This window comes from Paenibacillus silvestris, assembly GCF_009882985.1.
Lineage (GTDB): Bacteria > Bacillota > Bacilli > Paenibacillales > NBRC-103111 > Paenibacillus_E > Paenibacillus_E silvestris.
This window is the reverse complement of the sequence record NZ_WTUZ01000038.1, coordinates 41,414-67,076: the sequence shown is the minus strand read 5'-3', so window position 1 is coordinate 67,076 and position 25,663 is coordinate 41,414. Positions and strand designations below refer to the sequence as shown.

The 25,663-nt window shown below is 49.8% G+C and carries 22 protein-coding genes; 21 read left to right on the top strand and 1 reads right to left on the bottom strand.

Going from position 1 to position 25,663, the window contains the following annotated elements:
- Positions 1–16 precede the first annotated feature (16 nt).
- The 10 genes from GQF01_RS28840 to GQF01_RS28795 all read left to right on the top strand — a co-directional run bounded on the left by GQF01_RS28840 (position 17) and on the right by GQF01_RS28795 (position 12,677).
- Positions 17–1,411, top strand: a complete 1,395-nt coding sequence (locus tag GQF01_RS28840; protein ID WP_161410400.1) for a sulfatase-like hydrolase/transferase — start codon at positions 17–19, stop codon at positions 1,409–1,411.
- A complete protein-coding gene (locus GQF01_RS28835) occupies positions 1,408–2,742 on the top strand; it encodes a sulfatase family protein (protein WP_161410399.1) in 1,335 nt (444 codons plus the stop codon). Before GQF01_RS28840 ends, GQF01_RS28835 begins: the two co-directional genes overlap by 4 nt.
- A 970-nt stretch (positions 2,743–3,712) precedes the next feature.
- Positions 3,713–4,501, top strand: a complete 789-nt coding sequence (locus GQF01_RS28830; protein WP_161410398.1) for a response regulator — start codon at positions 3,713–3,715, stop codon at positions 4,499–4,501.
- Between the two features lie 7 nt (positions 4,502–4,508).
- Entirely contained in the window at positions 4,509–6,302 is a 1,794-nt protein-coding gene (locus tag GQF01_RS28825) for a cache domain-containing sensor histidine kinase (RefSeq protein ID WP_161410397.1), read from the top strand.
- 231 nt (positions 6,303–6,533) lie between these two features.
- A complete protein-coding gene (locus GQF01_RS28820) occupies positions 6,534–7,394 on the top strand; it encodes an ABC transporter permease (protein WP_235960633.1) in 861 nt (286 codons plus the stop codon).
- Positions 7,388–8,248 (top strand): carbohydrate ABC transporter permease, encoded by an 861-nt coding sequence (locus GQF01_RS28815; RefSeq protein ID WP_161410395.1) that lies wholly within the window; start codon positions 7,388–7,390, stop codon positions 8,246–8,248. The genes GQF01_RS28820 and GQF01_RS28815 overlap by 7 nt, the downstream gene beginning before the upstream one ends.
- Positions 8,249–8,339: 91 nt before the next feature.
- Positions 8,340–9,878: an extracellular solute-binding protein gene (locus tag GQF01_RS28810; protein WP_161410394.1), complete on the top strand. Its 1,539-nt coding sequence runs from the start codon at positions 8,340–8,342 to the stop codon at positions 9,876–9,878.
- A 159-nt stretch (positions 9,879–10,037) separates the two neighbouring features.
- Positions 10,038–10,865 (top strand): phytanoyl-CoA dioxygenase family protein, encoded by an 828-nt coding sequence (locus tag GQF01_RS28805; protein WP_161410393.1) that lies wholly within the window; start codon positions 10,038–10,040, stop codon positions 10,863–10,865.
- Positions 10,866–10,880: 15 nt separating this feature from the next.
- Positions 10,881–11,648 (top strand): SDR family oxidoreductase, encoded by a 768-nt coding sequence (locus GQF01_RS28800; protein ID WP_328803558.1) that lies wholly within the window; start codon positions 10,881–10,883, stop codon positions 11,646–11,648.
- A gap of 24 nt (positions 11,649–11,672) precedes the next feature.
- Positions 11,673–12,677, top strand: coding sequence for a LacI family DNA-binding transcriptional regulator (locus GQF01_RS28795; RefSeq protein ID WP_161410392.1), 1,005 nt, complete (start codon positions 11,673–11,675; stop codon positions 12,675–12,677).
- A gap of 30 nt (positions 12,678–12,707) precedes the next feature.
- Here the strand turns inward: GQF01_RS28795 and GQF01_RS28790 are convergent, their stop codons facing one another.
- Positions 12,708–14,216, bottom strand: coding sequence for a GMC family oxidoreductase (locus GQF01_RS28790; protein ID WP_328803554.1), 1,509 nt, complete (start codon positions 14,214–14,216; stop codon positions 12,708–12,710).
- Between the two features lie 723 nt (positions 14,217–14,939).
- Between GQF01_RS28790 and GQF01_RS28785 the strand changes: the two genes are divergently transcribed.
- The 11 genes from GQF01_RS28785 to GQF01_RS28735 are packed head-to-tail and all read left to right on the top strand — an operon-like array spanning position 14,940 to position 25,572.
- Positions 14,940–16,094 carry an N-acetylglucosamine-6-phosphate deacetylase gene (locus tag GQF01_RS28785; RefSeq protein ID WP_161410390.1) on the top strand — a complete coding sequence of 385 codons (1,155 nt, stop codon included), beginning with the start codon at positions 14,940–14,942 and terminating at the stop codon, positions 16,092–16,094.
- 19 nt (positions 16,095–16,113) lie between these two features.
- Positions 16,114–17,214, top strand: coding sequence for an alanine racemase (locus GQF01_RS28780; RefSeq protein WP_161410389.1), 1,101 nt, complete (start codon positions 16,114–16,116; stop codon positions 17,212–17,214).
- Between the two features lie 44 nt (positions 17,215–17,258).
- Positions 17,259–17,663, top strand: a complete 405-nt coding sequence (locus GQF01_RS28775; RefSeq protein WP_161410388.1) for a RidA family protein — start codon at positions 17,259–17,261, stop codon at positions 17,661–17,663.
- Positions 17,656–19,167 carry a M81 family metallopeptidase gene (locus GQF01_RS28770; RefSeq protein ID WP_235960618.1) on the top strand — a complete coding sequence of 504 codons (1,512 nt, stop codon included), beginning with the start codon at positions 17,656–17,658 and terminating at the stop codon, positions 19,165–19,167. The genes GQF01_RS28775 and GQF01_RS28770 overlap by 8 nt, the downstream gene beginning before the upstream one ends.
- Positions 19,168–19,191: 24 nt before the next feature.
- Positions 19,192–20,508, top strand: coding sequence for an aspartate aminotransferase family protein (locus tag GQF01_RS28765; protein WP_161410387.1), 1,317 nt, complete (start codon positions 19,192–19,194; stop codon positions 20,506–20,508).
- Between the two features lie 12 nt (positions 20,509–20,520).
- Positions 20,521–21,279 (top strand): SDR family NAD(P)-dependent oxidoreductase, encoded by a 759-nt coding sequence (locus GQF01_RS28760; protein ID WP_161410386.1) that lies wholly within the window; start codon positions 20,521–20,523, stop codon positions 21,277–21,279.
- A 21-nt stretch (positions 21,280–21,300) separates the two neighbouring features.
- A complete protein-coding gene (locus GQF01_RS28755) occupies positions 21,301–22,110 on the top strand; it encodes an IclR family transcriptional regulator (RefSeq protein ID WP_161410385.1) in 810 nt (269 codons plus the stop codon).
- Positions 22,111–22,124: 14 nt separating this feature from the next.
- Positions 22,125–23,066 carry a Gfo/Idh/MocA family oxidoreductase gene (locus GQF01_RS28750; protein WP_235960617.1) on the top strand — a complete coding sequence of 314 codons (942 nt, stop codon included), beginning with the start codon at positions 22,125–22,127 and terminating at the stop codon, positions 23,064–23,066.
- Between the two features lie 37 nt (positions 23,067–23,103).
- The gene (locus GQF01_RS28745) at positions 23,104–23,934 is read left to right on the top strand and encodes an HpcH/HpaI aldolase family protein (RefSeq protein WP_161410383.1); all 831 of its coding nucleotides are present in this window, start codon (positions 23,104–23,106) and stop codon (positions 23,932–23,934) included.
- Positions 23,935–23,946: 12 nt separating this feature from the next.
- Positions 23,947–24,738 carry an SDR family oxidoreductase gene (locus GQF01_RS28740; protein WP_161410382.1) on the top strand — a complete coding sequence of 264 codons (792 nt, stop codon included), beginning with the start codon at positions 23,947–23,949 and terminating at the stop codon, positions 24,736–24,738.
- 45 nt (positions 24,739–24,783) lie between these two features.
- Positions 24,784–25,572: an SDR family oxidoreductase gene (locus GQF01_RS28735; protein WP_202556760.1), complete on the top strand. Its 789-nt coding sequence runs from the start codon at positions 24,784–24,786 to the stop codon at positions 25,570–25,572.
- Positions 25,573–25,663 lie beyond the last annotated feature (91 nt).

The window sequence follows — 25,663 nt, the reverse complement described above, 5'->3', positions numbered from 1 at the left end:
GATTCTGGAGGTTACTATGAGAGAACATGAAAATCGGGACAAAAAGCCGAATCTTGTATTTTTAATTGCGGATGATCATCGATTCGACGGGATCGGCGCTTACGGGAATCAGGTTATACAAACACCCGTTCTGGATAGCCTTGCAGCTGAGGGAGTGCGGTTTACATCCATCTACACGATGGGGGGACAAACGGCTGCACTCTGCGTACCAAGCCGAGCCTGTCTTTTGACGGGGACGAATGTGTTTCAAGCAACGATAACGGAGAAGGAAGTTAAGCTGGGTGAGACGGAAAATCAGCAGCTATGGGCGATTAATCCGGCCCTCCCGACATGGCCGGAAGTGTACCGCAGAGAGGGCTATCGGACTTATGGCATCGGCAAGTGGCACAATGGTAAGGAGAGTTTTGCCCGGAGCTTTGCGGACGGGGCGAATATTTTCTTTGGCGGAATGGGCGATCATATTGGCCTGCCGATTCATGAATATGATCCCACAGGCAAGTACCCTGCGGATCATGCGGTACCAAGCGAGAAGTTTTCGACGGAGCTTTTTGCAGAAACAGCCATTGATTTCATCCAGAACTATAAGGAAGAGGAGCCGTTTGTCTTGTACGTGGCTTTTACAGCGCCGCATGATCCACGGACTCCGCCTCAAGCTTATTTGGATCTCTATACGAGAGATCATATACCGCTGCCAGACAATTTCATGGCGGAGCATCCTTTTGATAATGGTGAGATGCATGTACGTGACGAGAAGCTGGCATCTATTCCGCGTAGGTCAGAAGAAATTCGTCAGCATTTAGCTGAGTACTATAGCATGATTACGCAAATGGATGAGCAAATCGGCCGTATTGTGCAGGCACTAAACCAAACCAATCAGCGCGAGCAGACGCTCATCGTATATACGGCCGATCATGGCATCGCTTTGGGGCAGCATGGGCTGATGGGTAAGCAGAGTTTGTATGATCACAGCATCCATATTCCCCTCATCATGCAGGGTCCCGGGATTCCGCAAGGAGTGGTGGCCAGCGGACTTGGTTGCCAAATGGATATCTTCCCGACTTTGTGCGAGCTAACGGAAACATCGCTGCCACAAACGGTGGAGGGTAAAAGCATGATCGGTATGATATCCGGTGAGAGATCGGAGTCAAGAAAAAGTGTGTTTGCTGCTTATAAAAATGTTCAGCGCATGGTGAGTGACGGACGCTGGAAATTAATCCGCTACTTCCGCAGGGACGAAGTGGGGACGAATCGGACGCAGTTGTTTGATTTATCTGATGATCCATGGGAAACACATGATTTGGCGGAGGATTCCGCAAAGCAGGATCAGCTGCAGCGATTGGAACAGGAGCTTCTAGCTTGGCAGCAAAGTGTCCAAGATCCAATTCTTCATGAACGGGAGAAAAGAGGATGAGCCGTCCCAACTTTCTGTTTCTATTTCCAGATACGCATCGTGGAGATTGGATGCCTTACGCATCGGCTGTTGTCGGGGCTCTGGGCATGGACGATTTGCCAATCAGAATGCCGCATATAGAAGCATTAATGAAGCAAGGCGTCACCTTCACGAAGGCGATCACTTCATCGCCCTTGTGCGCACCGGCCCGGGCCTGCCTGGCATCGGGATTACGATACAATAAGCCGGAAGTGACCGGCAATCATCACAATTACGATTTGTCACGTCAAACGTTCTACTCGGTCTTGAAAGATGACGGCTACCGTGTTGGCGGCGTCGGCAAGTTCGACCTGCACAAAGCCACCCACTGGTGGGGGTTAGATGGCTGGATCGATGAGTTAAGCCAGCTTGGTTATACAGATGCCATAGATAATGCTGGCAAGATTGATGCGATTATTTCGGGCAAGGAGTCTCCGAAGGACCCCTATATGAAGTACTTGTATCAGGAAGGGTTAGCTGACATTCACCTGCGGGATATGCAGGATCGCGGCCAACGAACGGATGCCACGGACTTGCCGGATGAGGCGTATTGCGACAATTGGCTGACGCGAAACGGCGTGCAAATGCTGGAGACATTCCCCGCTGACCAACCATGGTTTCTTATGGTGAACTTTGTTGGCCCGCATGAGCCTTGGGATATTACGCACCGAATGAAAGCGGATTGGGAGCAGGTTGAGTTCCCAGCGCCGAACAACAGCAGCGTTCCGGAAGAAACCTGGCATGGGATTCGGCAGAATTATGCCGCCATGCTTGAAAATATCGACCGCAATATCGGTCAGCTTCTTGATGCGGTCAAGCGTAGGGGCGACTTGGCGAACACGGTAATCATTTATTCCTCGGATCATGGCGATATGCTGGGGGATTTCGATAAATTCGGCAAATGCAAGCCTGAGCGTGGCTCCGTGCACATTCCGCTGGTGATTAGCGGGCCCGGCATTCAGAAGGGGCAGTACAGCGATGCGCTGGTGGAGCTGCAGGATTTGGCAAGCACGATTCTGGACTTGGCGAGTCTCACCATGGAAGAAGCGAAGGATTCCATTTCGCTGAAAAGCGTGTTGCACGGGGAAGTGACGTCCAGTTTGCGTGACGTTCAAGTGTCTGGCTTGGACGAAGGACCGCAGCACCCTAGCTCGTGGCGGGTTGCTTCGGACGGAGAGTGGAAGCTGATCGCTGAGCGGGATCGAGAGGATCGTCTGTATCATCTGCGAAGCGATCCTTGGGAGAATCGGAATGTTGCGGACGATTATCCGGACGTGACGGTTAGGCTTAAAGCTGTGCTTCAGGGATTGTGAGTGGAGCGTAGAGGTATAAGAGGTTAACTTACAAGTAGAGTGATTCTGCTTGGGGGTAACCTCTTTTTTGCGTTGGTTAGGGTAGTCTGGCCTGCTGTGCCCGGCCCGGCCCAGCCCAGCTCAAGATAAACCAACCGCCGCAGTAACACGGACGAACTCCGTCTACAGTAGCCAACTAGTTAAAGGTCCATAATCCCCACCAATAGCCGCTCAATCACCAACACTTCAAGTAGCCACAGCTCTGCAACGGACTTAGCAGCCGCTATTCGGCTTCATTACAGCGATAATTGAGGTGCTATCGGACTGAGATGACGTTATTTATACATTTCACCGTTGTTTTAGGCAACTTTACAGCCAATAACGGCACCTGAGTCCGTTAGAGCCTAAACCTTACCCAAAAGCAGCAAATAAGGCCCACTCAGTCCGTTAGCCGACAGCTGCTGATCACACAAGATAAACCAACCGCCACAGTAACACGGACGAACTCCGTCTACAGTAGCCAACTAGTTAAAGGTCCATAAACTCCACCAATAGCCGCTCAACCACCAACACTTCAAATAGCTACCGTTCTGCAAGCGAATCGGAACTACAGGGCGTTATTTTGAGAAAATAGGACTATTTTCGATTAAAACGGAACTACAGGGTCTTATTTCACAGAAAACTCCAATTTTCCGCCGAAAATTAACAAATAAGAGACCGCAGTTCCCCTCACCTAGCTCAAGCACCACTTTTTAGGCAAATAAGGGATCATAGTTCCCTCAGCGCACGCTGTCCCGAGAGTTTGTTGCGAGTAGATCTCCCCTGACTGGGTTTGACAGCCGCCATGTGGTGGTGGCAGCAACGCGCGTCTGAGTTTGGTTTTTCATACATTTTTACATTATTTCTGTATAAACAAAAGCTGATATAATTGATATCATTGTGAGTAAGAGTGATAGCGATTTCAAGGTTGAAAGGAAAGGTGGTGGGCAATGTGTCTGTCGCCCCCGTACGCGTGCTGATCATTGATGACGAATTGCCGTTAAGACAAGAGCTCAGGTCTATGCCATGGTCGACATTTGGTGCTGAACTGGTTGGAGAGGCGGAGAATGGGGAAGAGGCTTTGGAACTCTGTATAGCTTTGGTGCCTGATCTTGTTATCTCAGATATTACGATGCCCATCATGGATGGAATGGAATTATTTCGCAGTGTCAAAAAAAGATTCCCGCACATCCAATTTGTCCTGTTAACCTGTCATAGCGATTTTCATTATGCCCAAGAAGCGCTGAAGTTAGGAGCCTTGGATTATTTTACGAAGCTGTCTTTTGATGAAGAGGATATGAAGACGGCGATTGAAAAAGCGAGAACAGCGATCAGACGTGAAGTCGATCTCAAGCAATATGAACAAGAACGGATACGCAAGGAGGTGGCCAACGCGCCAAAGTCAGGGACGAGTGACGAGCGGAAAATTCGAAAAGAAGTCCAGCTTGCCCAGAGGATCATCGAAACTAAACTGGGTGAGCCCATTACGCTGACCTCCGTCTCGGATGAAGTGGGACTCAGCTCATACTATCTTAGCCGGCTGTTTCGGGAAGAAACCGGGGAGTCCTTCAATGATTATGTAACCCGCCTGCGCATGGAGAAGGCCGTGAATCTGCTTCAGAACACGCAGCTCAAAGTGTATGAAGTTGCTGAACAGGTAGGCATTCCGAGTTACCGTTATTTCTCGCAGCTTTTCCGAAATTGGACCGGCGTTGCACCTACAGATTATAAAAAGGGATGATACCAAAATGAAAGCGCTTATCTCGTGGTTTGGCAGCTGGAGCATGTTGGCCAAGCATTTTTTATTTTTGTCCCTGGGAACACTTGTGCTGTTAGGGGGGCTCGGCTACATCAATTTGCGCGAAGCGGAGGGACTGTTTCGCAGGCAGGTCGTTTCCGACGCCCAAATTATTATTGACCGAACCAATCTCTACATGAATGCCTATCTGGACAATGTGCAGAATATCCTTTTACTTATTTCAACCCGTGAAGATCTGTTAAATGTGGGCATGGAAAAGGAGGCCTCGGGTGTTCTGCGCTCGTATGCGAATATGAACAGAACGCTGTATAAGTCGCTCTATTTGGTGGGGGTAGACGGCCATGTCATTTCCGACTCGCAAACCACTTTTGATATTATTGGAAATCCGGAGATCCCCAAGCTGCTGGAGAAAGCCAAGCAAACCTACGGCATATTTATCACCGAGCCTTATCAATCCCCCATGTCAGGTAAAACAGTCGCCTTCGTGCTGCCCATTCAATCCTCTTCGACGAAGTCATTAAAGGGGATTGCCGTCGTGGAAATCGATCTCGTTCAATTAACGAATATGATCGCGCAATTCATGAATACGAAGAATCAAACCTTTGCTATCCTCACGAACAAAAGGAATGTTGTCCACTCATTTGATGTTGGATTACCGCTTAGCTCCTACCGGCTGCTTCCTTATCATACGTCTGTGTATCCGCCGGAGCTGGATGAAGGGTTCGTCGATCAAGTATCAGATCTTCCCCTCGGAGCATCGGAGATTGCGGGCCCAGAAGGCGATTTGGTTGCGGTCAAGTCCGGCATGAATAATCTTGGCTGGTATTTTATCGCCTTTTATGAGAATAGCTTCTTCTATCAAAATATTGCCAGTCTATATCGAAATTTCAGCACAGCAGGCGTTTTCTGGATTTTCCTCGTTTTGGCCAGCACTTACATGATCAGTCGATATATTACGCTGCCAGTACGCACATTGGTTGCTAAGATGGATCGGGTGCGAGACATGGAAGTCCTTCACACCATACACGCAACTGGAAATGATGAAATTGGCCGGTTGGCGCGAAGCTATAATGCCATGATGGAGCGGATTCATCATCTCATGCAGGAAACGAAGGAAGCGGAACGTCGCAAGAAGCATTTTGAGCTGAAAATGCTGCAGAGTCAAATTGCTCCACATTTCCTCTATAACACCCTTGCTTGCATCAGTTCTTTGGCCAAACAGCACAAAATTTACGAGGTTCGGGAGACGATCAAAACCTTGGTTGGTCTGTTGTCTTTCAGCTTTGATAAAAGCACGGAATTCGTTACTTTAGCGGACGAACTGGAAGGATTGCGCATGTATGCCTACATTCAGAAGGTGCGCTACGGGGATAAGTTCACGATGGAGATTGACGCAGCACCTGTCACGCTATCCAAAACGATCCTAAAGCTGACCCTGCAGCCGCTTGTGGAAAATGCTATTTTCCATGGGATTGTTCCACTCAAACGTGAGGGAATCATTCGTATACGGGCTAAGTCCGTGAAGGATAAATTGGTTATTACAATTAGGGACAACGGGCTCGGAATGAACTCTGAGGTCCTGAACAGTCTGTTCGAAGAGCGGCACAAAGCACCGAGCAAGCATAGATTCACAGGTATCGGGATTATGAATGTCCATGAGCGAATTGGTCTCCATTTTGGAACGACATATGGTCTATCGATTTTCTCCTTGCCCGAAATCGGAACGCTGATTCGAATCGAGCTTCCGGCAATGGAACATGAACGGACAGAAAAAAACAAATAAAGCGTTTGCAAGAATTCGAACATTTTCGCAGGATCACTGTATATTTTCCAAAGAAAGCGCTTGCTATACTTAACTCAACCCGTTAGGAAGCGAGTGATCAGATGGAAAAGAGGTGGCCTCATGGAACAGCAAGTCGTAGTAGGGCAGGATGTAAAGGCGGGTAGAAAAACAAAAGAAGCGAGGCTTAAATTATCTGCGAAGCAGATTTGGGCCTTTCGGGCTTTTTATCTCATGCTATTGCCTGGTGTTATTTATTTCGTTATTTTCCGCTATATTCCCATGTATGGTGTGATTATTGCATTTAAGGATTTTCAAATATTGGATGGCATTCTCGGCAGTGGCTGGGCTAATCCCTGGTACAAGCACTTTGAGACGTTTTTCAATTCCCCGTACTTCGGGCAGCTGATGGTCAACACGTTCGTCATTAGCATTTATAAGCTGCTATTTGGGATGGCACCGCCAATTATCATGGCTTTGCTTCTCAATGAGTGCAGGCTGCGATGGTTCAAAACGGTTGTGCAAACGCTAACGTATATGCCGCATTTCTTATCTTGGGTCATCATTTACGGTATTCTCGTCGCGCTTCTTTCCCAGAACTCCGGGATCGTCAACCGATTTATCGAAGATGCAGGCGGACAGTCGATTGGCTTCATGACTTCGATTGATTACTTCCGGACCATTCTGGTCAGCTCAGAAGTTTGGAAGGACCTCGGCTGGGGTGCGATCATCTACTTGGCTGCGATGACAGCCATCGATCCAACCTTATATGAGGCAGCACGTGTGGATGGTGCAAGCCGTCTGCGGATGATCTGGCACATTACGCTGCCAGGCATTCGGAATGTCATTGTGCTTTTGCTCATTTTAAAACTGGGACATATTATGGATGCTGGATTCGATCAGATTTATATTTTGTATAACATTCAAGTGTATCAAGTTGCGGATATCTTGGATACCTGGGTATTCCGGACAGGGCTGCAGCAGCTCAACTTCTCACTGGGGGCCGCCGTAGGATTATTCAAATCCGCCATTGGACTTGTCTTGGTACTAGGCTCCAATCATTTATCCAAGAAATGGGGTGATGGCATATGGTAAGAGGCTGGGAAGACCGGATCGTCAATACGATCGTCGTTGTCATCCTCGGGCTTGCTGCACTGGCGGCAATTTTACCGCTGATGTATGTGTTTGCCGTGTCCATCACACCGTTCTCCGAGGTACTGAAGAATGGAGGTTTCATCCTCATTCCCAAGTCCATTACGTTTAGCGCATATTACAAGCTTTTTACGGAAACGAATATTCCAAAAGCTTTCTGGGTGACAATTTTCATTACCGTCGTCGGTACGATTGTGAACCTGATATTGACTTCGCTCATGGCTTATCCGCTTAGCCGTCGCAATCTCCCAGGCCGAAGCTTTTTCCTTCTTATGGTTGTGTTTACCATGCTGTTCAGTGGAGGGCTGATTCCAACTTATTTAGTTGTGAAATCCTTGGGGCTGTTGGATTCCGTCTGGTCGATGATTCTGCCGAATGCCATTTGGGCTTTTAACATTTTGATTATGAAAAGCTTTTTTGAAAGCCTTCCTGAAGAGCTGTTTGAATCGGCTCGGATGGATGGGGCGAAGGAATTCAGGATTCTCTGGCAAATCGTATTGCCGCTCTCTATACCGTCTATGCTCACAATTGGGTTGTTCTACATGGTTGGCCACTGGAATGAATTCTTCCAAGCGATTATGTATGTGACGGATCGAGATTTGTTCCCCTTGCAGGTCGTTATTCGCGAAATTCTCATGCTGACCCAGCAACCGCTGGAGAACGCCGAGAATATGCTTCCTACCGAAACGATGCAAATGGCGTCTGTGATTGCCGCAAGCTTACCGATCATTATTGTGTATCCGTTCATTCAAAAGCATTTCACCAAAGGAATGCTGATGGGCTCCGTCAAAGGTTGACCCCGCTCAGTGCATCAGGACTGCAGCCTGATTCGTTCTGTAACGGCGACAATAGAAGCAACTTTTATTTTAAAAGAAAGAAGGGGTATCTATGAAAAAGAAATTGCTCGTACCAATTCTTCTCGCCATGACTTTCGCCGGTGGAACGCTTCTTGCCGGCTGCGGTGCAGCACCTGCTGCGAATAAGCCTGCTGACAAAGCTGCGGAAAGCAGTAAACCGGCTGCTAACGCAAAGCCCGTTAAGCTTGACATTATTGAAATAGGCAGCGGCCTTCCTTCACCTGATCAGGACATTATTAAGCAGGAGCTGGATAAAGCACTGGGCACAGATCTCAACTTGACTGTGTATGCATCCGGCGATGATTACAAAAATCAGTTAAACGTACGTATGTCTTCAGCGAACTTCCCAGATCTATTCGCTGTAGATCGTCAGCAATTAAAGCAATTTACTGATCAGGGTCTTCTGCTTGATCTCACGCCTTATTTGGATAAACTTAAGCCGGTACAAGATTTTATTGGGGCTGACAGTTTGAAGAAGGGGATGCTGAACGGCAAAACGTATGCCATCGCGAAGTCACCGCAAGTTCCCTACAACACGTACTGGATTCGCCAGGATTGGCTTGACAAACTGGGTCTGAAAATTCCAACTACGCCGGAGGAAATGCTCGAAGTTGCTAAAGCATTTACAGAGAAAGACCCGGATGGGAATGGAAAAAAAGATACGTATGGCCTTACCGGCGGCAAACTGGGAGCTTTTGATACCATTTTTGGAGCCTATGGCGTTGGGATGGATGGCGGCACACCTACAGTCTACGTGAAAGATAATAAAGTGGTGAACTCGCTGTATGATCCTGGGATGAAAGATGCGCTTGCTTTTATTCAGAAAATGATTGCTGCCGGTTCTGTAGATCCCGAGCTTTTGGCTAACTCAGGCCTTCAGCATCAACAAAAAGCGATTAAAGGGCAAGCAGGAATCGTCTATCTGGATTGGCCGAATGTGACGAAGGACCAATTTGTTGAGCAGATCAAAGCTGTGAATCCGAATGCCAAATGGGTGCAAGTTGATGCTCTAAAAGGACCTGGCGGCAAATTCGCAAGCGCCTATGACATTGGTAAGGCAGCAGCATTGTACGCCGTACCGAAGTCCCTTGAGAAAAATCCGGAGAAACTGCAGAAAGTCATCGACTTGCTGAATTATGTTTCTTCGAAGGATGGATCTTTGTTAGTGCAATACGGGGTGAAAGGCAAACACTTCAACCTCGATGGCAGTAAAGTTGTTCCAACAGACCTGATGGGCAAAGAAGGCGGTTACTTCTGGCTATACCAATTCGCAGGTCGTCCGGAAATGGAATATTTGACAGTGAAATTCGGTCCGCAGGCGAAGTATATGGAGTATGCGAGCAAACAGCCGCACATTGATGGTTTGGCTGGATTCGTCGATATGCCGAATGGATATAATGCCGCAGATGCGAGTCGCTATATTGAAGAAGAGTTCTCCAAATTCTTGTACGGCAAGCGTCCGCTCAGTGAGTATGACAGCTTCCTTAAGACTCTGGAAAGCTCCATGAATTATAAGGCCTTCTTAGATGCTTCAGATAAAAGGATTAAAGAGCTTGGCTACGTGAAGTAGAAGTTGTAGTTGAGTTGAAGTTGAGGGAGCAGTTGAGGGAACAGCGTGCGGAAAAGGAAGGAGAAATGGGCTTCCTTTTCTTTTAAAAACACTATTTACACGTGTAAATTAAATGGTTACAATTACCATATACAACTAAAAATCGAGGAGTGTGTTCACATGACACAAACAAAATTAGATATTCCTGCACTTATTCAGCAGTTTAACGAAAACGGTTATTTGATCCTGCCAGGCGTTTTGTCAGCAGAAAAAGTTAATCGTTTGAACGCTGCCATCGACCGAGTTGTGGCTGAAGAACCGGATTCATTAGCTTATAACATTTATAACAGCATTGAGAGGGACGATGAAATAGCTTCCCTGATCGATGAACCGACGCTGCTTCCTCTGATGGTTAATCTGCTCGGATATAACATTCAGCTGCATATTTCACATTTAACCGTACGTAAACCGAATCCCAACGATGTGAAGACCGAGTCACACAGCTTCATTAACTGGCATCAAGATGGTCCGCATCCACAGTTTCCGAAGCAAGCTGGCATCACCTCTACCTATTACATTAAAACATGCTATATCTTAAGCGATATGTCCCAGCCGGATCGTGGTAATACCAAAATCGTCCCTGGCTCGCATAACAAGCCGTTTCATCCAGAGAGTCAGGACGTAGATGGTCAGGTGGCAGGGGAAATACAAGTATGCGGCAAGCCTGGTGATGTATTCATATTCCCGCAAAACCTCTGGCATGCCGGTGCGCCTAATCGCTCGGTATTTACACGTCGACAGTTGTTTCTAGGCTATAGCCCGATCTGGATGAGACCAATTGACTACCGCACGGCATCCGATCGACTGCTGGAAAACGCGTCTCCTTATCGGAAGCAGCTTCTGGGGGTCATTGATGAGAATCCGTTTAAATATTATGTTCCTTCCGAATCTATGGTACCATTAAAGGAGCTGTACAATCAGGATGCTGGTCAAAGCATCTACAAATAAGCTCACTTGGAAGAGGTGGATATCTTGGGTTCATCAACAAGATTAGAAGGAAAGATCGCGCTTGTAACCGGAGCATCACGCGGACTGGGGCGTCATATCGCAGCTGCACTTGCAGCAGCAGGAGCGAATGTTGCTGTTAACTATGCATATAGCGTGCAGGATGCAGAGGAAACGGTTCGGCTGATTACTTCCGCAGGAGGCAGCGCTTTTGCTTTTCGCGCTGACATCACCAGCGAGGGAGAAGTTAGCGAGCTCATCGAGCGAGTGGAGAAGCATTTTGGCGGGAGTATTGATATTCTGGTCAACAATGCGACAGGCCCTCAGCCGATGCTATCCATTGAAGAGAGTACATGGCAGACTTACTTGGATCAACTTGATTTCTTCGTGAAAGCGCCTTTACTGCTTGCGAAAGCGGTGCTCCCGGGGATGAAGGTGAAGAGAGAAGGAAGTATTATTCATATCGGCAGCGAAGTCGTGCAAATCGGGAACGCCAACTTCTCCAGCTATGTCACGGCCAAGGCATCCATGGTAGGCATGACGCGATCATGGGCAAGCGAGCTGGGACCGCACGGAATCCGGGTCAATTTGGTTGCACCAGGTTGGATACCTGTGGAGCGCCATGAGGGAGTCAGCACGGAAGGTTACCAAGCAGGTGTGCCATTAGGGCGAGTTGGCGAGCCGGCGGATATTGCGAATGCTGTCGTGTTCTTGGCGTCGTCAGAATCAGGCTTTGTTACCGGGCAATGTCTCTCGGTTAACGGGGGCAACACGTTTGGAATTTGATCACGTTTGTTAGGGTGAAAGCGAATGGTAACTAGGAAGGATGTAGCCGACCGCGCAGGAGTTTCCTCTGCGGTCGTTTCTTATGTATTGAACAATCGGGAGATTGTGAAGGAAGAGACGAGGCAGAAAGTGCTGGAAGCCATTCGTGAGCTGGGCTATCAACCGAATTTGTTAGCGCAAAGTCTGAAAACGAAAAAGTCGCGACAGATTGCCGTGCTGATTAATTACCTCGGAAATCCATTCGAGGCAGGTTTGTTAATAAGTATCGAACAGCATGCGAAAGACAGAGGGTACTTTGTTTTTTTCCAAACCTATAAACAAGAGGAAGAAGATCAGCTCAAGAGCTTGTTCATGGGCAGAGTAGACGGCATTTTACTGCTCGGGCAAGCGCTGAAGCCGCAGGTGGTGGAGCATTTTCAGACGCTCGATATGCCGATTGTCTCCGTTTTGAGGCCGGCGGGGTCGGGCATGAGATCGGGATCGGAAGCTTCTGTAGCCTATTTGGATTTGGATTGGGAAGCTGAGATGAGTAAGCTGATCCGTCATTTGCAGCAGCAAGGCCATACTCGGATTGGCTTCATGGGCAGTGGTGAAGCTGGTCAGCATTATGAAGTGAGGCTGCAGGCTTTTATTCATGTGTTGCGGGAAACAGGTTGTACTTGGTATTCAGAGGATTTGTTGGATGGGGAAGGCAGGTTTGAGCCGGCTGAACGGGTATTGCATGCTGAATTGATGCGTCAGTCAGCTCTCTTCACAGCATTGGTTTGTGCCAATGATTTGATGGCCGCTGGCTGCCTCGCCGCTTGTCGCAAGGCTGGTGTCGGGGTGCCGAGTCAGCTGGCTGTTGCTGGTTGCGAGGATATTCTGATGTCTTCGCAAACCGATCCGCCGCTCACAGCCATCCATTATCCTCGTCCGCAGATCGGCGAAGCCGCTATGAAATTACTGCTGGACACAATAGAAGGAAACACGGCTGAGACGCCTCTCTTTTCAGGAGAGCTGGTTGTTCGGCGTTCTACGGAAGTTTGAGTATGGCCCTGCCGGGATTGTCGGCAGGGCCTATTTACTTAGTTGATGGATGATATGATCCGTCGTCCGGATCGCTAAAGCAACCGTTGTTAATGTAGGATTGGCAGCACCACTGTAGGGTATTACGCTATTGTCAGCCACGTATAGGTTCGATATGCCGTGTATACGGCCATATGGATTCGTTGCCGAAGTAGAGGGATCATTCCCCATACGGTAGCTCCCCATTTCGTGGTAATCTTCTCCCGGTACATAGAAAGATAATTCAGGTTGGCGGTTTTTTGCGCCAATTGTTCCTAGCAGACTGGCGACCATATGGTTTGTGGCCTGCAGCATTTTGCCAATAATGGCCTTATCCTTCTCGCTATAGGAGAAACGAACCTGTATGTCAGGCACCCCATACGCGTCCACGCTAGCGTGGTTTAGAGCGATATAATTTTCAAACTGCGGCTCGACAACACCTAAAGTTTCAATACCGATATCAAATTCCTTGAGGACTTCTTTATTTTCAAAAACGGGGTACCATAGATATCGTTCTAGATCAGGACCGTATAGGATCATTTGATAAGGCTCAATAAGGGTGCGAGGTTTCCATATAAAAAGCGTTCCCAGCACCTCCGGGAAATAGCTGCGATCAATTTTAACAGTCGCCACGATTTTGGAGTGATTCATTAAATAATGACCAATCGCTTTTCCTGGAATGCCGGAAGATAGGAGAAGGCGCGGGGTTTCCCAAGTGCTTGCCGACACGACAATGGTTTTTGCCTTGATGACATAAGACTTCTTATCGGGAGACATGACTCTTAGACCGGTTGCGTTTCCATTTTCGGACAGGATTTGAACAGCTCTTGCATTAACGGCTAAATCAAACGGTCTTTGATTTAAAGCTGAACCCAGAAAGGCAATGGAACTAAACAAAGCGTTGGAATGGACTTGACCGAACTTCGTTGCTGTAAGATCGATGGCTGTCGGGAGCTCTGTAATTTCAGGAAAACCGCTCCCTCTAAGGATTTCGAGCATCATCGTAGTAATCGTGGAATCTTGTGTATATCCTTTCGAAATATTCATTACGCGCTCAGCGATGTTATAGTAAGGGGTCAATTCTTCGTAAGAAATCGGCCATTCGTTAAAGTCGGCGGGATGCATGCGAGGTGAAGCCGTTGACCAGAATAAGGTTTTGCCTCCTAACGCGAAAACTTGTGAGGCTCCTGGATATTCGGGTTGGGATTTGCCCAGCGGGTACGAGATATTTTTGTAGAAATCCCGTTTGCGCGATGCATTTAATGTAGGAATATTCATACTGTGCGTGGGAATTAAGAGATCGCCCCTCTCGACGATGCCAATGCGTTTACCGTTTAGTCCCCACTGCTGGCATAATCTCCATAGAACAGCAGGCCCCCCCGCACCAGCACCAACAATGAGCACATCGTATTCGGTTTGTGACATCTCTTCTAGTGAAGTTAAAGGAATCCACTGTTTTAGATCGGTTTCTGGAGGTTGAGGTGCAGCGATGGGAATATGAATCATTCTTACTAAATTCACTGTCTGTCCAGCTATGTAAGTATCGGGATTTGGAATGTGGGGATTGAGAGATAGTAGTTTTTGTATATCCAGACGCATACGATAGGCGACACTTCTTAAGGTCTCGCCAGTTTGTGCCGTGTAGGAATCCATTGCATGTCACATCCAATCTGCAAGTATGTATATAGCTTATGAGTAGGAGTTCTATTTATGAGGATGGATTTCGCATTTGTTGAAGAGGAGTAGAAAGGGAACATGAAGTAGTGATGATTGGCGCGGAGCTGCTGGGTTCACGAGATTTGTAGAGGTGGTCTTATGGGGGATTCTGCGGAAATAGATGGAAAATCTCCCGCTAATCTGCGCTGTAGAGTGGCTGGGAGTGGAATAGCAGGAGAAGCTCCAGCTAAATCGTCGGCAGTTGGGCGAATCCCCCTGATTACATGAGAATTAGCAGGAGAAAATCCAGTTAGTTGGCCAAAAGTGGAAGAATCGCGGGAAATAGATGGAGAAATCGGCGTTATTTGCAAAAGTAATGAATCTACTCAACTGCCCAGAAAAGGTTAAATTCCTTGGATTATAGTAGAATTTTATTGGTTTTGTTCTATATGAATGCGTTTTCTGGCCAGCAATGGTCGCATTTCTTAGGTGGGCTCGATCTGAGTTATTTTATCTTTTAGGCCCGTATGCGAGTTGTTATACTCATCAGTGAAACTGTGGTTTCAATTTATGTTGAGGGGTGGCTAGATGTCGGCAAAAGGCAGTTTCGTGATTCAAAATGGCACGATCGTGACAGCAGACAGGCTGATCCCGAATGGACTCGTTCACATCGAGAATGGCTGGATCGTCGGTGTAGGAGAAGCGGGCAGCATGGAAGTGCCGACGGGGTGTGAGGTGCTGGATGCGGCAGGCGCCTATATCGCTCCAGGCTTCGTTGATATTCATTGCCATGGCGGTGGCGGAGTGTGGTCGTGGGAGCAGCCTTATGAATTTGCACTTACGCATCTGAAGCATGGGACGACCGCGATCCTTCCTACTTTTACATACAACGAGAGTCGGGAGCAAGTACGGGACGGACTTCGAACCATACTGGCAACGATGGAATCGAGCAAGCCATTTGTGGAGACAATCGTAGGCATTCATATGGAGGGACCGTATATTAATAAAAAATACGGTGCCATCACATCCCCGATCCGTCCGGTTGATCCGCAGGAATATGGTGAAATACTGAGGGCAGCCGGTGATCGAATCAAGGTTTGGACGTTGGCGCCTGAACTCGATGGTCAGGATGTTTTTGTAACCGAAGCGGCCAAATACAATATTTCCTTGTCTGTCGGTCACTCCGAGGCGACTGCGGAGCAGATCTTCCGTTTTGTTCCTCAAGGATTGAGAATCGGTTGTCACTGCACCAATGCTTCTGGCATAACGCCCTCGCCCTCCCGCTACGGAGGGACGCGTGAAGTTGGCGTCGATGAAGCTGTTCTTGTTCATGATGACATCTATGCCGAAGTGATTCCAGATGCCGAAGGCATTCATGTCCGCCCTTTGATGCTGAAGCTGATTCACAAAACAAAAGGGACGGATCGTGTCATCATTATTACGGATGCGATGCCGGATGCCGGCGTTGATAAGGGAGATGCCTCCGACGTGAATTGGAACCATCTTGGCCACTTGGCCGGCAGCCGGCTGACGATGGACAAAGCCGTACGTAATATGATGGTTCATGCGGGTGTCGGAATTGTGGAGGCTTTCCGGATGGCTTCACTCAACCCGGCAAAGGTCATTCACATGGAGGGCCAGATGGGGAGCATCGCGCAAGGCAAACGGGCCAATCTTCTCCTTATTGATGAAGAAATCCGTATTCAGCAGGTTATTTTACATGGCCAAACCGTAAATCTTTAGGGAAAAAGGCGGTGAAGGGATGAAATTCGAGGCGAACATGGATACGCCGGCAATTGTGATTGATTTGGATCGGCTGGATGCCAATCTGAGGCGTACGGCCGAATTAGCGTCCAACGCAGCCGTACGTTTACGGCCACATACGAAGACGCATAAGAGTATTTGGATCGCACAAGAGCAGCTGCGGCACGGAGCCTCCGGCATAACGGTAGCAAAATTAGGCGAAGCCGAGGTTATGGCGAGTGGAGGCATAGACGATATCCTAATCGCCTACCCGATCGTCGGCCGTATTAAGCTTGAGCGACTCGGGCGATTGCTGCAGCAAATCAAGGTATCTATCAGCGTAGATAGCTACGAAGCGGCCAAAGGGTTATCGGAGCTTGGTGAACATCTGAAACTGCGAGTTCCACTCTATCTGGATGTCAACAGCGGCTTGAACCGGTGTGGGAAAGAGCCTGGGGAAGAGACGGCTGAGCTGGCTGTAGAAATAGCGAAGCTTCCTGGCATCCAGCTTGCCGCATTGATGACGCATGCGGGCCAAGCGTACGGCAAAAGCCGTGCCGACGATTGCTTGGAGGTCGCCTTGGCCGAGGCGGAGGCGCTGCTGGAATCGCAGCGCACGCTTAGGAGGCTCGGCGTCGATGTGCCAGACATTAGCGTCGGTTCAACTCCGACGTCGAAGTTCATTGGCGCACTCGCCGGCAGCGGAGTCACTGAGATGCGACCGGGAGCGTACGTGTTTGGCGACGGCTCCCAGCTGTACACAGGGCTGATCGGCGAAGAGGAATGCGCAATGCGCATCTATGCAACTGTCGTCAGCACACCGAGACCGGGCACTGTGATCGTCGATGCCGGCTCGAAGACACTATCGAATGACAGCAGCGCCCATCGCAAAGGTTTCGGGATGATCACGGAATGCCCGGATATCTTCGTGGAGAGGCTCAGCGAGGAGCATGGCATTTTGACCGTTCCAGCTGGTGTTCAATTACAGATTGGCGACACACTCGCCATCATTCCGAATCATTGCTGCGCCGTAACCAATTTGCATGATCAACTGGTGGGGGTACGGAAGGGGCAATTGGAGCGAATTATCACGGTGGATGCTAGAGGCAAAGTGAAGTAGCAAGAACGAACACTGAAATAGCCATATAAAGGAGAATGATACGCATGTCAAAGCACATTCATACGAACCTTGCGCCTGAATTCCCACTTCCTTTTTCCCAGGCGCTCCGAGCTGGCGATTTTGTCTATGTGTCAGGCCAAGTCGGCGTGGACCCCGCTACTCGTGAAGTCGTAGGCGAAACGATTGAGGAACAAACGGTTCAATGCTTGCGCAATATTGAGATCATCTTGGAGGCGGCTGGACTTTCGCTTGACCATATCGTGAAAATCAATGCTTTCCTTTCCAGACAGGAGGATTTCCCTGGTTATAACAGAGCGTATGAAAATGTTATGAAGAAGCCTTTTCCTGCTAGAACATCTATTGGATGCTCCATCGGCAGCTATTTAGTGGAGATTGATGCTATCGCTTACGCCGCTGCGCGTTGCGGAGAAAGCTTTGAGAATGAGTAGCCGTAAGCTGCGGATTGCGGTAGCCGGTATTTTGCATGAGACGAATACGTTCGCTCCGGGTGTAACGGATCTGTCGCATTTTCGCGATCAGTGGACAGTTGGGTTGGAAGCATTTACCTCACGGTACGCGGGAACAAGGACCTCCATGGGCGGGGTGATCGCTGCGGCTGCAAGTCATGGGGTCCAGTTGATTCCAGGGCTGTACGCAGCGGCGACACCTAGCGGAATGGTGGAAGCGGCTGCAGGAGACGCGCTGATCGATGAACTTGTGGAAAGTGTCGACAGCAGTGCGGCGGGACTTGTCATCATCATGCACGGCGCCATGGTATCCGAGCAATATGCTGATTATGAAGGCGAATGTCTCAAGCGTCTGCGAGCGAAACTGGGGACCGATTATCCCATCGCAATGACACTTGATCTGCATGGCAATATTAGTGAGGAAATGGTACGTCATGCGGATCTGATCGTCGGTTACGATACGTACCCACATGTAGATATGTATGAACGGGCTGTCGAGGCCTTTGATTTGCTTATCCGTAAAATCCGAAGGAATATTCGCCCGGTACGGGCATTGGCGCATACGGGAATGCTGGTCGTACCACAAGGCATGCTGACGGATGAGGGCAGCATGCAGCAGCTCATGGAACTTGCGTTCAGCATGGAGCGCATCCCTGCCGTCCTCAATGTGACAGTGGCAGGAGGCTTCCCCTACAGTGATGTGCCTGATGCAGGCATGTCGTTTGTTGTGACAACAGACGGAGATGCGGAGCTAGCCCATCGCTGTGCTTCGGAACTTGCGCAGATGGCCATCGACCTCAAGGCTTCGTTTAATGTCAGCTATCTGACACCACGCGAAGCCGTAGCTGAGGCTCTTGCCCAGCCGGAAGGTCCCGTCATTATCGCAGAAGGCTCCGATAATGTTGGAGGGGGGGCACCGGCTGATGCGACTCATGTGTTAGCAGAGCTGATCACTCACCTGCCGCATAAAGCGTTGATCGTGATCCGCGATCAGGAAGCGGTGGAAGCTGCTAGACACGCCGGCATCGGAGGCGAGTTCGAAGGCTGGGTCGGCGGTAAAAGCGATACGCTGCACGGCAAGCCGGTCCGGGTCAAGGGGAAAGTCCGACTGCTGTTCGACGGGCATTATCGGCACGCCGGGCCTTATATGACAGGGCAACGCGCGGAGATGGGCTTCACGGCCGTGGTCGAATGCGGACAGCTGACGCTTATTTTGACGGAAAAGCGGGTGGCCCCGTGGGACGTCGGTCATGTGCGTTCGGTCGGGCTATGGCCGGCTGATTATCACATCATCGTGGCCAAATCGGCGCTGGCATGGCAGACAGCCTTCGGATTATTCGCCAAGCATGTGATCAACGTGGATTCACCGGGCTGCTGCAACGCGAATCTGGTGCATTTTGACTATCAGAGGGTTCTACGTCCTGTTTATCCGTTAGATGAGACGATTGCGCCAATACCGAGATTCAGGGTGTTCGATGAAGCATGAAGTATGGAATAGGGAGGATTCACGATGAAGCAGGTCCAGAATTCGAAGATGAAATATACGGAATCACAAGCTTACTTGGCTGGCGGAGTGGCAAGCTCCTTGAGAAGTGCGATGAAACCCACACCTTTATTCGCCGCAGGAGGATCAGGTCCGAGAATTCGAGATGTGGACGGTAACGAATTTATTGATTACTTGCTCGGTTATGGACCCTTGATTCTAGGCCATGCGCATGAAACAACTGCCTCACGTGTTTATGAAGCCATGCAGCGCGGGATTACCTTCGGACTTCAGCATGAAGGAGAGATCGCGTTAGCCCGTCGTTTAACAGAAATTTTACCTTGTGCAGACAAGGTAGCATTAAGCGGCTCGGGCACAGAAGCGGTCATGCTGGCGCTCCGATTAGCTAGGGCGCACACGGGCAAGCGCAAAGTCGTCCGCTTTCACGGTCATTATCACGGGTGGTCAGATACGATTTTCACCTCGTTTCCAAGCTCGGATATGCGAAGGTCTGATGCAGCAGCCGGCGCTGTGGAGGATAAAGTCAGTGTCCCGGGTACTGGCGGACAGAGCGAGAGGGCGCTGGAGGAAGTTATTTTGCTGCCATGGAATGACGCTGCCGTGCTGGAGGCGGCGCTCCGTGAGCATAAGGATGACATTGCGGCGGTCATTTCCGAGCCTGTGATGTGCAATTCGGGCTGTGTGCTGCCGAAGCCAGGCTATCTGGAGCGCATGCAGGAGCTGACCCAAGAGCTAGGCATCGTCATGATTCTGGATGAGGTGATTACTGGTTTCCGGCTTGGTCTCAGCGGCGCGCATGGGAGATTCGGGCTAAAGCCAGATTTGATCACGATTGGCAAAGCTTTAGGCGGAGGGATCGCGATCAGTGCTGTGGCCGGCAGGCAGGAAATCATGGCGCTGATTGAAAATGGGACGGTCAGCCATCTGGGCACGCTGAATGGGAATGGCGTTGCGACGGCAGCTGCTCTGGCAACTATTGCGGAACTGTCGCAGGAGGAGGGGGCGGCTTTTGCGAGAATGGAAACGAACGCAAGCAAGCTGGTCGAAGGGATTCGCAGCTTACTCGCGAAACACGCGATTGCTGGCCTCATCAACCATATTGGGCCTGTATTCCATATGATGTTTACGCAGGAGCCGAAAGTAGACGATTTTGCTTCCTTTATGAAGCGGGATGCGGCTAAGTATACCGAGTTTTCAGGGTATATGTTGGAGGAAGGTGTGCTCGTTCGATCCAATGGACTGTGGTACATTTCTGCTGCACATGGCGCACAGGAAATCGAAGAGACGTTAGCGGCTGTTGATCAGGCGCTGGCTCGCTTATAAGGGGGAATCCGGATGAGAATGACAGATAAGATTGCGCTTATCACCGGCGGTTCAACCGGTATCGGGAAGGCGACGGCTGTCCGTTTTGCCGCTGAAGGAGCCAAGGTGGCTATCACCGGGAGGGAGAAGGCGGCACTTCAAACAGCAGCCCAGGAAATTGCTGAACTGGGCGGGCAAGTTATCTGGATTGATGGCGATGTGCAGTACAAAGTGGATGTTGACCGTATGGTAGATACGGTACTAAGTCATTGGGGCACGATTGACGTATTGGTTAACAATGCGGGGATTTGCAGCCCGGCATCCTTTCTGGAGATCGAGGAAGCGGAATGGGACCGGCATATGGCGATTAATTTGAAAGGAACATTCCTCACGGGGCAAACCGTTGCGAAAGTGCTTGTCAAGCAAGCCAAAGGCGGCTCAATTATTAACATGTCCAGTGTGAATGGCCTCGCTGCGGAGAAAGATCAAGCGCACTATAATGCAACCAAAGGCGGCATCAACTTGCTCACCATGTCCATGGCTATTGAGCTTGCGCCGTTAGGCATTCGCGTTAACGCGCTATGTCCGGGCTTTATCGAGACACGGCTAACGAAACCTCTGATTGATAATCCGGGCGCTTTTGGGCCGTATCTCCAAACGATTCCGATGGGACGCGCCGGGGTGCCGGAGGAGATTGCAGACGCTGCGCTTTTTATGGCAACGAACGATTCCCGTTATATGACGGGCCACTGCCTCGTGGTGGATGGCGGGCAGCTCATTAAGCTATCTTAACGAAGGAGAGCGAACCTACCTATGAGCATGGATGTAAGTCAGAAACAGGAACGCTACACCATCCAAACGATTGACAAAGCGTTGGATTTGCTGGAGCTGCTGGCTGAACATGGTTCTCTGAATTTGCTGGAGCTGACGGATCTGCTCGATCAACCCAAATCATCGACGTACCGCATCATTCTGACGCTTGAACAGCGGGCCTTCATCAGTAGAAGCGACGACAACGGCAAGTATTGTCTCGGCTACAAGCAATTAATGCTGACACGAGGGCTGTTGGAGCGCAACACACTAAGAGCATCTGCGATGCATGAAATGAAAAAACTCTCAGAGCGCTATGGAGATACGATTAATTTAGGTGTTTTAGTGGATGGTGAGGTGCTGTATGTGGACATCATTGAAAGTACGCAGCCGCTTCGGATGACGGATACGGTTGGTTCCAGATCCCCCTTTCACGCAACCGCGATGGGAAAAGCCATGACAGCTTACTTGCCGGAGGATGAAGTTATAGAGCTAATCGCACGTCATGGACTGCCGGCGATAACCAAACATACGCTTACTTCCCCTGAATCGATACTTGCTGAATTAATTCAGGTAAGAGAGCAAGGATTTTCAATGGATGATCAAGAAATTGTAGAGGGTGCGCGTTGTATGGCTGCTCCAATCTTTAATATGTACGGGACTGTTGAGGGTGCAGTCAGCCTATCCGGGGCGATGCACCGATTTGCACCAGACGTTGTGCCCGAAATGGCAGAAAGCATCAAGGCGGCTGCGCATCAGATCTCCCGTAAGCTGGGTTACCCCTATGCACCAACCGTAATCATTGATAAATGAGAGGAGAGCTCCTCATGCAACCCTTGCGTATTGCGGTTCTCGGGATGGTGGATGGGAATGGTCATCCTTATTCCTGGAGTGCCATGTTCAATAACTATGATAAAGCAGCGATGGCAGATTGCCCTTATCCAGCTATTCCGGTCTATCTTGCAAAAGAACCGAATGAAAAGCTGCAAATTCCAGGCGCGTCTGTGACGCACATCTGGACTGATGATCCTAAAGACGCGGAGCACGTGGCAAAAGCGTCCCTCATTCCTCATGTCGTGAGCAGGCCGGAGGATGTGATCGGGCACGTAGATGCTGTGATGATTACGACAGATAAAGGCTACGAGCATGTAGAACGCTGTCGGCCCTTCGTCGAAGTGGGAATTCCTATTTTTGTTGATAAACCATTGGTCGATAATGAGTCTGATCTTAGGCAATTCCAGCGATGGGTGCGGGATGGCGCCAGAATCATGTCCTCCAGCTGTATGCGTTATTGCAAAGAATTTATGCCTTACCGCACTTCAATTCATTCTCTAGGAGAGCTTCGTTATACAAGCATCACGACTTGCAAAAGCTGGGAGCGCTACGGCATTCACGCTTTGGAGTCCATTTACCCCATTCTAGGCCCCGGTTTTCTTTCTGCACAAAACGTAGGAACCAAGGAACGAAATATCGTGTTATTTAAGCATCGCACACATGGCGATGTTGCTGTAATTGCGATTGATGATCTATATGGTTCGCATGGTCTCTTGCAGCTGTGCGGCACGAGTGCTAGCGCTACTGTTAGTTCCCAAGATACGTTTTATTCCTTCAAAACTCAGCTTGAAGCTTTTATCGAATACTTGCATACAGATGAGCGTCCTTTTCCATTCAGTGAAACAGAAGAATTAATGCGTATGGTCATAGCCGGCATTCGAAGCCGGGAAGAAGGGGGAAGCATCGTCCCTCTGGAAGAAATCGCTGCGGACTAGATCCGCTTTTCGCATACACATGAAGGAGGACGAAAGGATGACAAACCAGTTTCATATGCGTCCGAGTCGAGTTTTACGCAAGCTTAGATCTGGGGAAACGGCAATTGCACTGAAGTTAAATCTCGCTGACCCTCGAATTACGGAAATGGCTGCCAGGATTTCTGGTGTGGACTGCCTCTGGACGGACATGGAGCATGTCCCCAATGATTGGGCTGTGATTGAGCGGCAAATCTGGGCTGCGAAAGCCTATGATGTGGATGTTCTTGTGCGCGTGGCCAGAGGCAGCTATAGCGATCTGATTCGCCCGCTGGAGATGGATGCGGCGGGGATTATGATTCCACATGTGATGAGTCTGGCGGATGCGAAGCAAATCATTCATCACACGAAGTTTCACCCGATCGGCCGCCGCCCGCTTGATGGCGGGAATGCCGATGGCGCTTTCTGCAATTTGGAGCTGGGCGATTACATCTCACAGGCGAATGAGCAGCGTTTCAATGTGCTGCAGATTGAAGATCCGGAGCCGCTCTCTGAGCTCGAGGAGATCATTGCACTGCCTGGACTGGACATGATCTTCTTCGGTCCCGGGGATTTCAGCCAAGGCATAGGTGCACCTGGCAAGTGGGACCACCCACTGCTGCTAGAAACACGCCAATTGGTCGCGCGTCTTGCGCAGAAGCACGGCAAATTCGCAGGAACGGTAGGCAGTCCAAGCAACCTGTCAGAGCTGACGGCAATGGGCTACCAATTTGTCAGTGTGGGAGCGGATGTCGTTGGATTTGGCCAATATTTAAGCGGAATTGCCACAAGCCTTAACCGCGTGTCTGGAAGCGGTACGGATTCTGTGTACGGCTCAACGAAGAGCAATTAAGGAGGCCGGGAGATGTATACGGATCTATTCTCTTTACAGCAAAAAAGTGTCGTGATTACGGGAGGTTCTGGTTATCTCGGTTCGGCGCTTACGGAAGCGCTGCTGGCTTTTGGCGCCGATGTCACGGTGGCGGATCTGAACTTCCGTACCCATTCAACGCTGGAAGCCGCAATGGAGGAAGGCCGTCTGCGTAACATTGTCTGTGATGTTTCGGATACGGCTTCCATCCAGAATATGCTGCGGGAACACTCCGCTGCCAGCGGACGGTTGAACGTGCTGGTCAACTGTGCTACTTACGGGGCAGGTTATGGCAAAGGGGCAGAGCTGGAATTCATGACAGATGAAGTCTGGCATAAAGGCGTAGACGGAACGGCAGGAACGACGTTCCGCTGTATCCGGGAAGCCATTCCATATTTAAGAGAAAGCGGAGGCGGCTCGATCATTAACTTTGCCTCGATGTACGGCATCGTTTCGCCTGATCCTTCTATTTATGGCGATAGCGGTGCAAACAACCCGCCGAATTACGGCACAGGGAAAGCGGGTGTTGTCCAGCTGACCCGTTACTGCGCCGCACACTTGGCGAAATATCGGATACGCTGCAACAGCGTATCTCCGGGTCCTTTTCCGAACGCTGTCATTGGTCAGAATGACGCATTTCTTGAGCAGCTGCAAGCGAAGACCATGCTCGGCAGGGTAGGGAAGCCTGAAGAAATGACAGGGGCTGTCATTATGCTCGCCTCCGATGCCTCCAGTTATATGACCGGATCGAACCTGATGGTAGACGGCGGATGGACGGCTTGGTAACGATAGGGAAAGCGGTGCTTCCACAAGGGACAGGAGGAATTCGAATTGAATTCGCATGTGATGCAAAGTTTCTCGCTAGTCGGCAAGACGGTATTACTGACAGGAGGCGCTGGGCTCTACGGCACGCAGATTGCGACCGCTTGCGCGCAGGCCGGAGGCAGCGTGTATGTAACGTCTCGGGATGAATCGCGTCTTGAAGCGATTGAGGAAAAGTTCAGGCAAGATGGGTACACGGTGCATGCCATCCAATTTGATCAAGAGAATCTGTCCTCGATTGCTGCGATCCGTGATAAGCTGGAAGAGCGAGAAGGAAAGTGCGATGTCCTCATTAATAATGCGGTTGCTCGCACGATGTCGCACTATAATGATTCACTTGAAAGCTTCGCGCGCAGCATGGCGGTTAATGCGACAGGGCTGTTCGAAATCACGCGCGTCATCGGAGATTGGATGTCCGAGAAGGGATCGGGTTCGATCATTAACATCGGCTCGATTCAAGGCATGGTTGGACCTGATCCTACCCTTTATGAGGGGCTTCCGCTAAACGGCTTGGTCCCGGACTACTTTTTTCACAAAGGCGGCATGGTGAACTTCACCCGATTCATCGCCAGCTATTATGGTGCGCGTCAAGTCAGGTGCAATTGCATCTCGCCGGGAGGCTTCCAGACGGAGAAAAATCTCCCTGAATTTGTTCATCGCTACAACGACAGAACCATGTTAGGTCGCATGGCGAAGTCGGATGACATCTGGGGGCCGATCGTGTTCCTGGCCTCCGACGCTTCCCAATATGTAACTGGCACGAACCTTCCGGTAGATGGAGGTTACACAGCGAAGTAAACACCCATACACAAACGGCATCGACGCATGGTGCCGTTTTCGCGTACCCGCGGTTATGTCAATTTTGGCCTAGAAAAATAGATATTATGGG

Bases quoted from the DNA above. Each gene is read 5' to 3' on its own strand.
- GQF01_RS28760 (WP_161410386.1), top strand. From the start codon at position 20,521: ATGAGAATGACAGATAAGATTGCGCTTATCACCGGCGGTTCAACCGGT.
- GQF01_RS28825 (WP_161410397.1), top strand. From the start codon at position 4,509: ATGAAAGCGCTTATCTCGTGGTTTGGCAGCTGGAGCATGTTGGCCAAG.
- GQF01_RS28755 (WP_161410385.1), top strand. From the start codon at position 21,301: ATGAGCATGGATGTAAGTCAGAAACAGGAACGCTACACCATCCAAACG.
- GQF01_RS28765 (WP_161410387.1), top strand. From the start codon at position 19,192: ATGAAGCAGGTCCAGAATTCGAAGATGAAATATACGGAATCACAAGCT.
- GQF01_RS28770 (WP_235960618.1), top strand. From the start codon at position 17,656: ATGAGTAGCCGTAAGCTGCGGATTGCGGTAGCCGGTATTTTGCATGAG.
- GQF01_RS28815 (WP_161410395.1), top strand. From the start codon at position 7,388: ATGGTAAGAGGCTGGGAAGACCGGATCGTCAATACGATCGTCGTTGTC.
- GQF01_RS28745 (WP_161410383.1), top strand. From the start codon at position 23,104: ATGACAAACCAGTTTCATATGCGTCCGAGTCGAGTTTTACGCAAGCTT.
- GQF01_RS28775 (WP_161410388.1), top strand. From the start codon at position 17,259: ATGTCAAAGCACATTCATACGAACCTTGCGCCTGAATTCCCACTTCCT.
- GQF01_RS28740 (WP_161410382.1), top strand. From the start codon at position 23,947: ATGTATACGGATCTATTCTCTTTACAGCAAAAAAGTGTCGTGATTACG.
- GQF01_RS28840 (WP_161410400.1), top strand. From the start codon at position 17: ATGAGAGAACATGAAAATCGGGACAAAAAGCCGAATCTTGTATTTTTA.
- GQF01_RS28750 (WP_235960617.1), top strand. From the start codon at position 22,125: ATGCAACCCTTGCGTATTGCGGTTCTCGGGATGGTGGATGGGAATGGT.
- GQF01_RS28810 (WP_161410394.1), top strand. From the start codon at position 8,340: ATGAAAAAGAAATTGCTCGTACCAATTCTTCTCGCCATGACTTTCGCC.
- GQF01_RS28795 (WP_161410392.1), top strand. From the start codon at position 11,673: ATGGTAACTAGGAAGGATGTAGCCGACCGCGCAGGAGTTTCCTCTGCG.
- GQF01_RS28835 (WP_161410399.1), top strand. From the start codon at position 1,408: ATGAGCCGTCCCAACTTTCTGTTTCTATTTCCAGATACGCATCGTGGA.
- GQF01_RS28805 (WP_161410393.1), top strand. From the start codon at position 10,038: ATGACACAAACAAAATTAGATATTCCTGCACTTATTCAGCAGTTTAAC.
- GQF01_RS28820 (WP_235960633.1), top strand. From the start codon at position 6,534: ATGCTATTGCCTGGTGTTATTTATTTCGTTATTTTCCGCTATATTCCC.
- GQF01_RS28785 (WP_161410390.1), top strand. From the start codon at position 14,940: ATGTCGGCAAAAGGCAGTTTCGTGATTCAAAATGGCACGATCGTGACA.
- GQF01_RS28780 (WP_161410389.1), top strand. From the start codon at position 16,114: ATGAAATTCGAGGCGAACATGGATACGCCGGCAATTGTGATTGATTTG.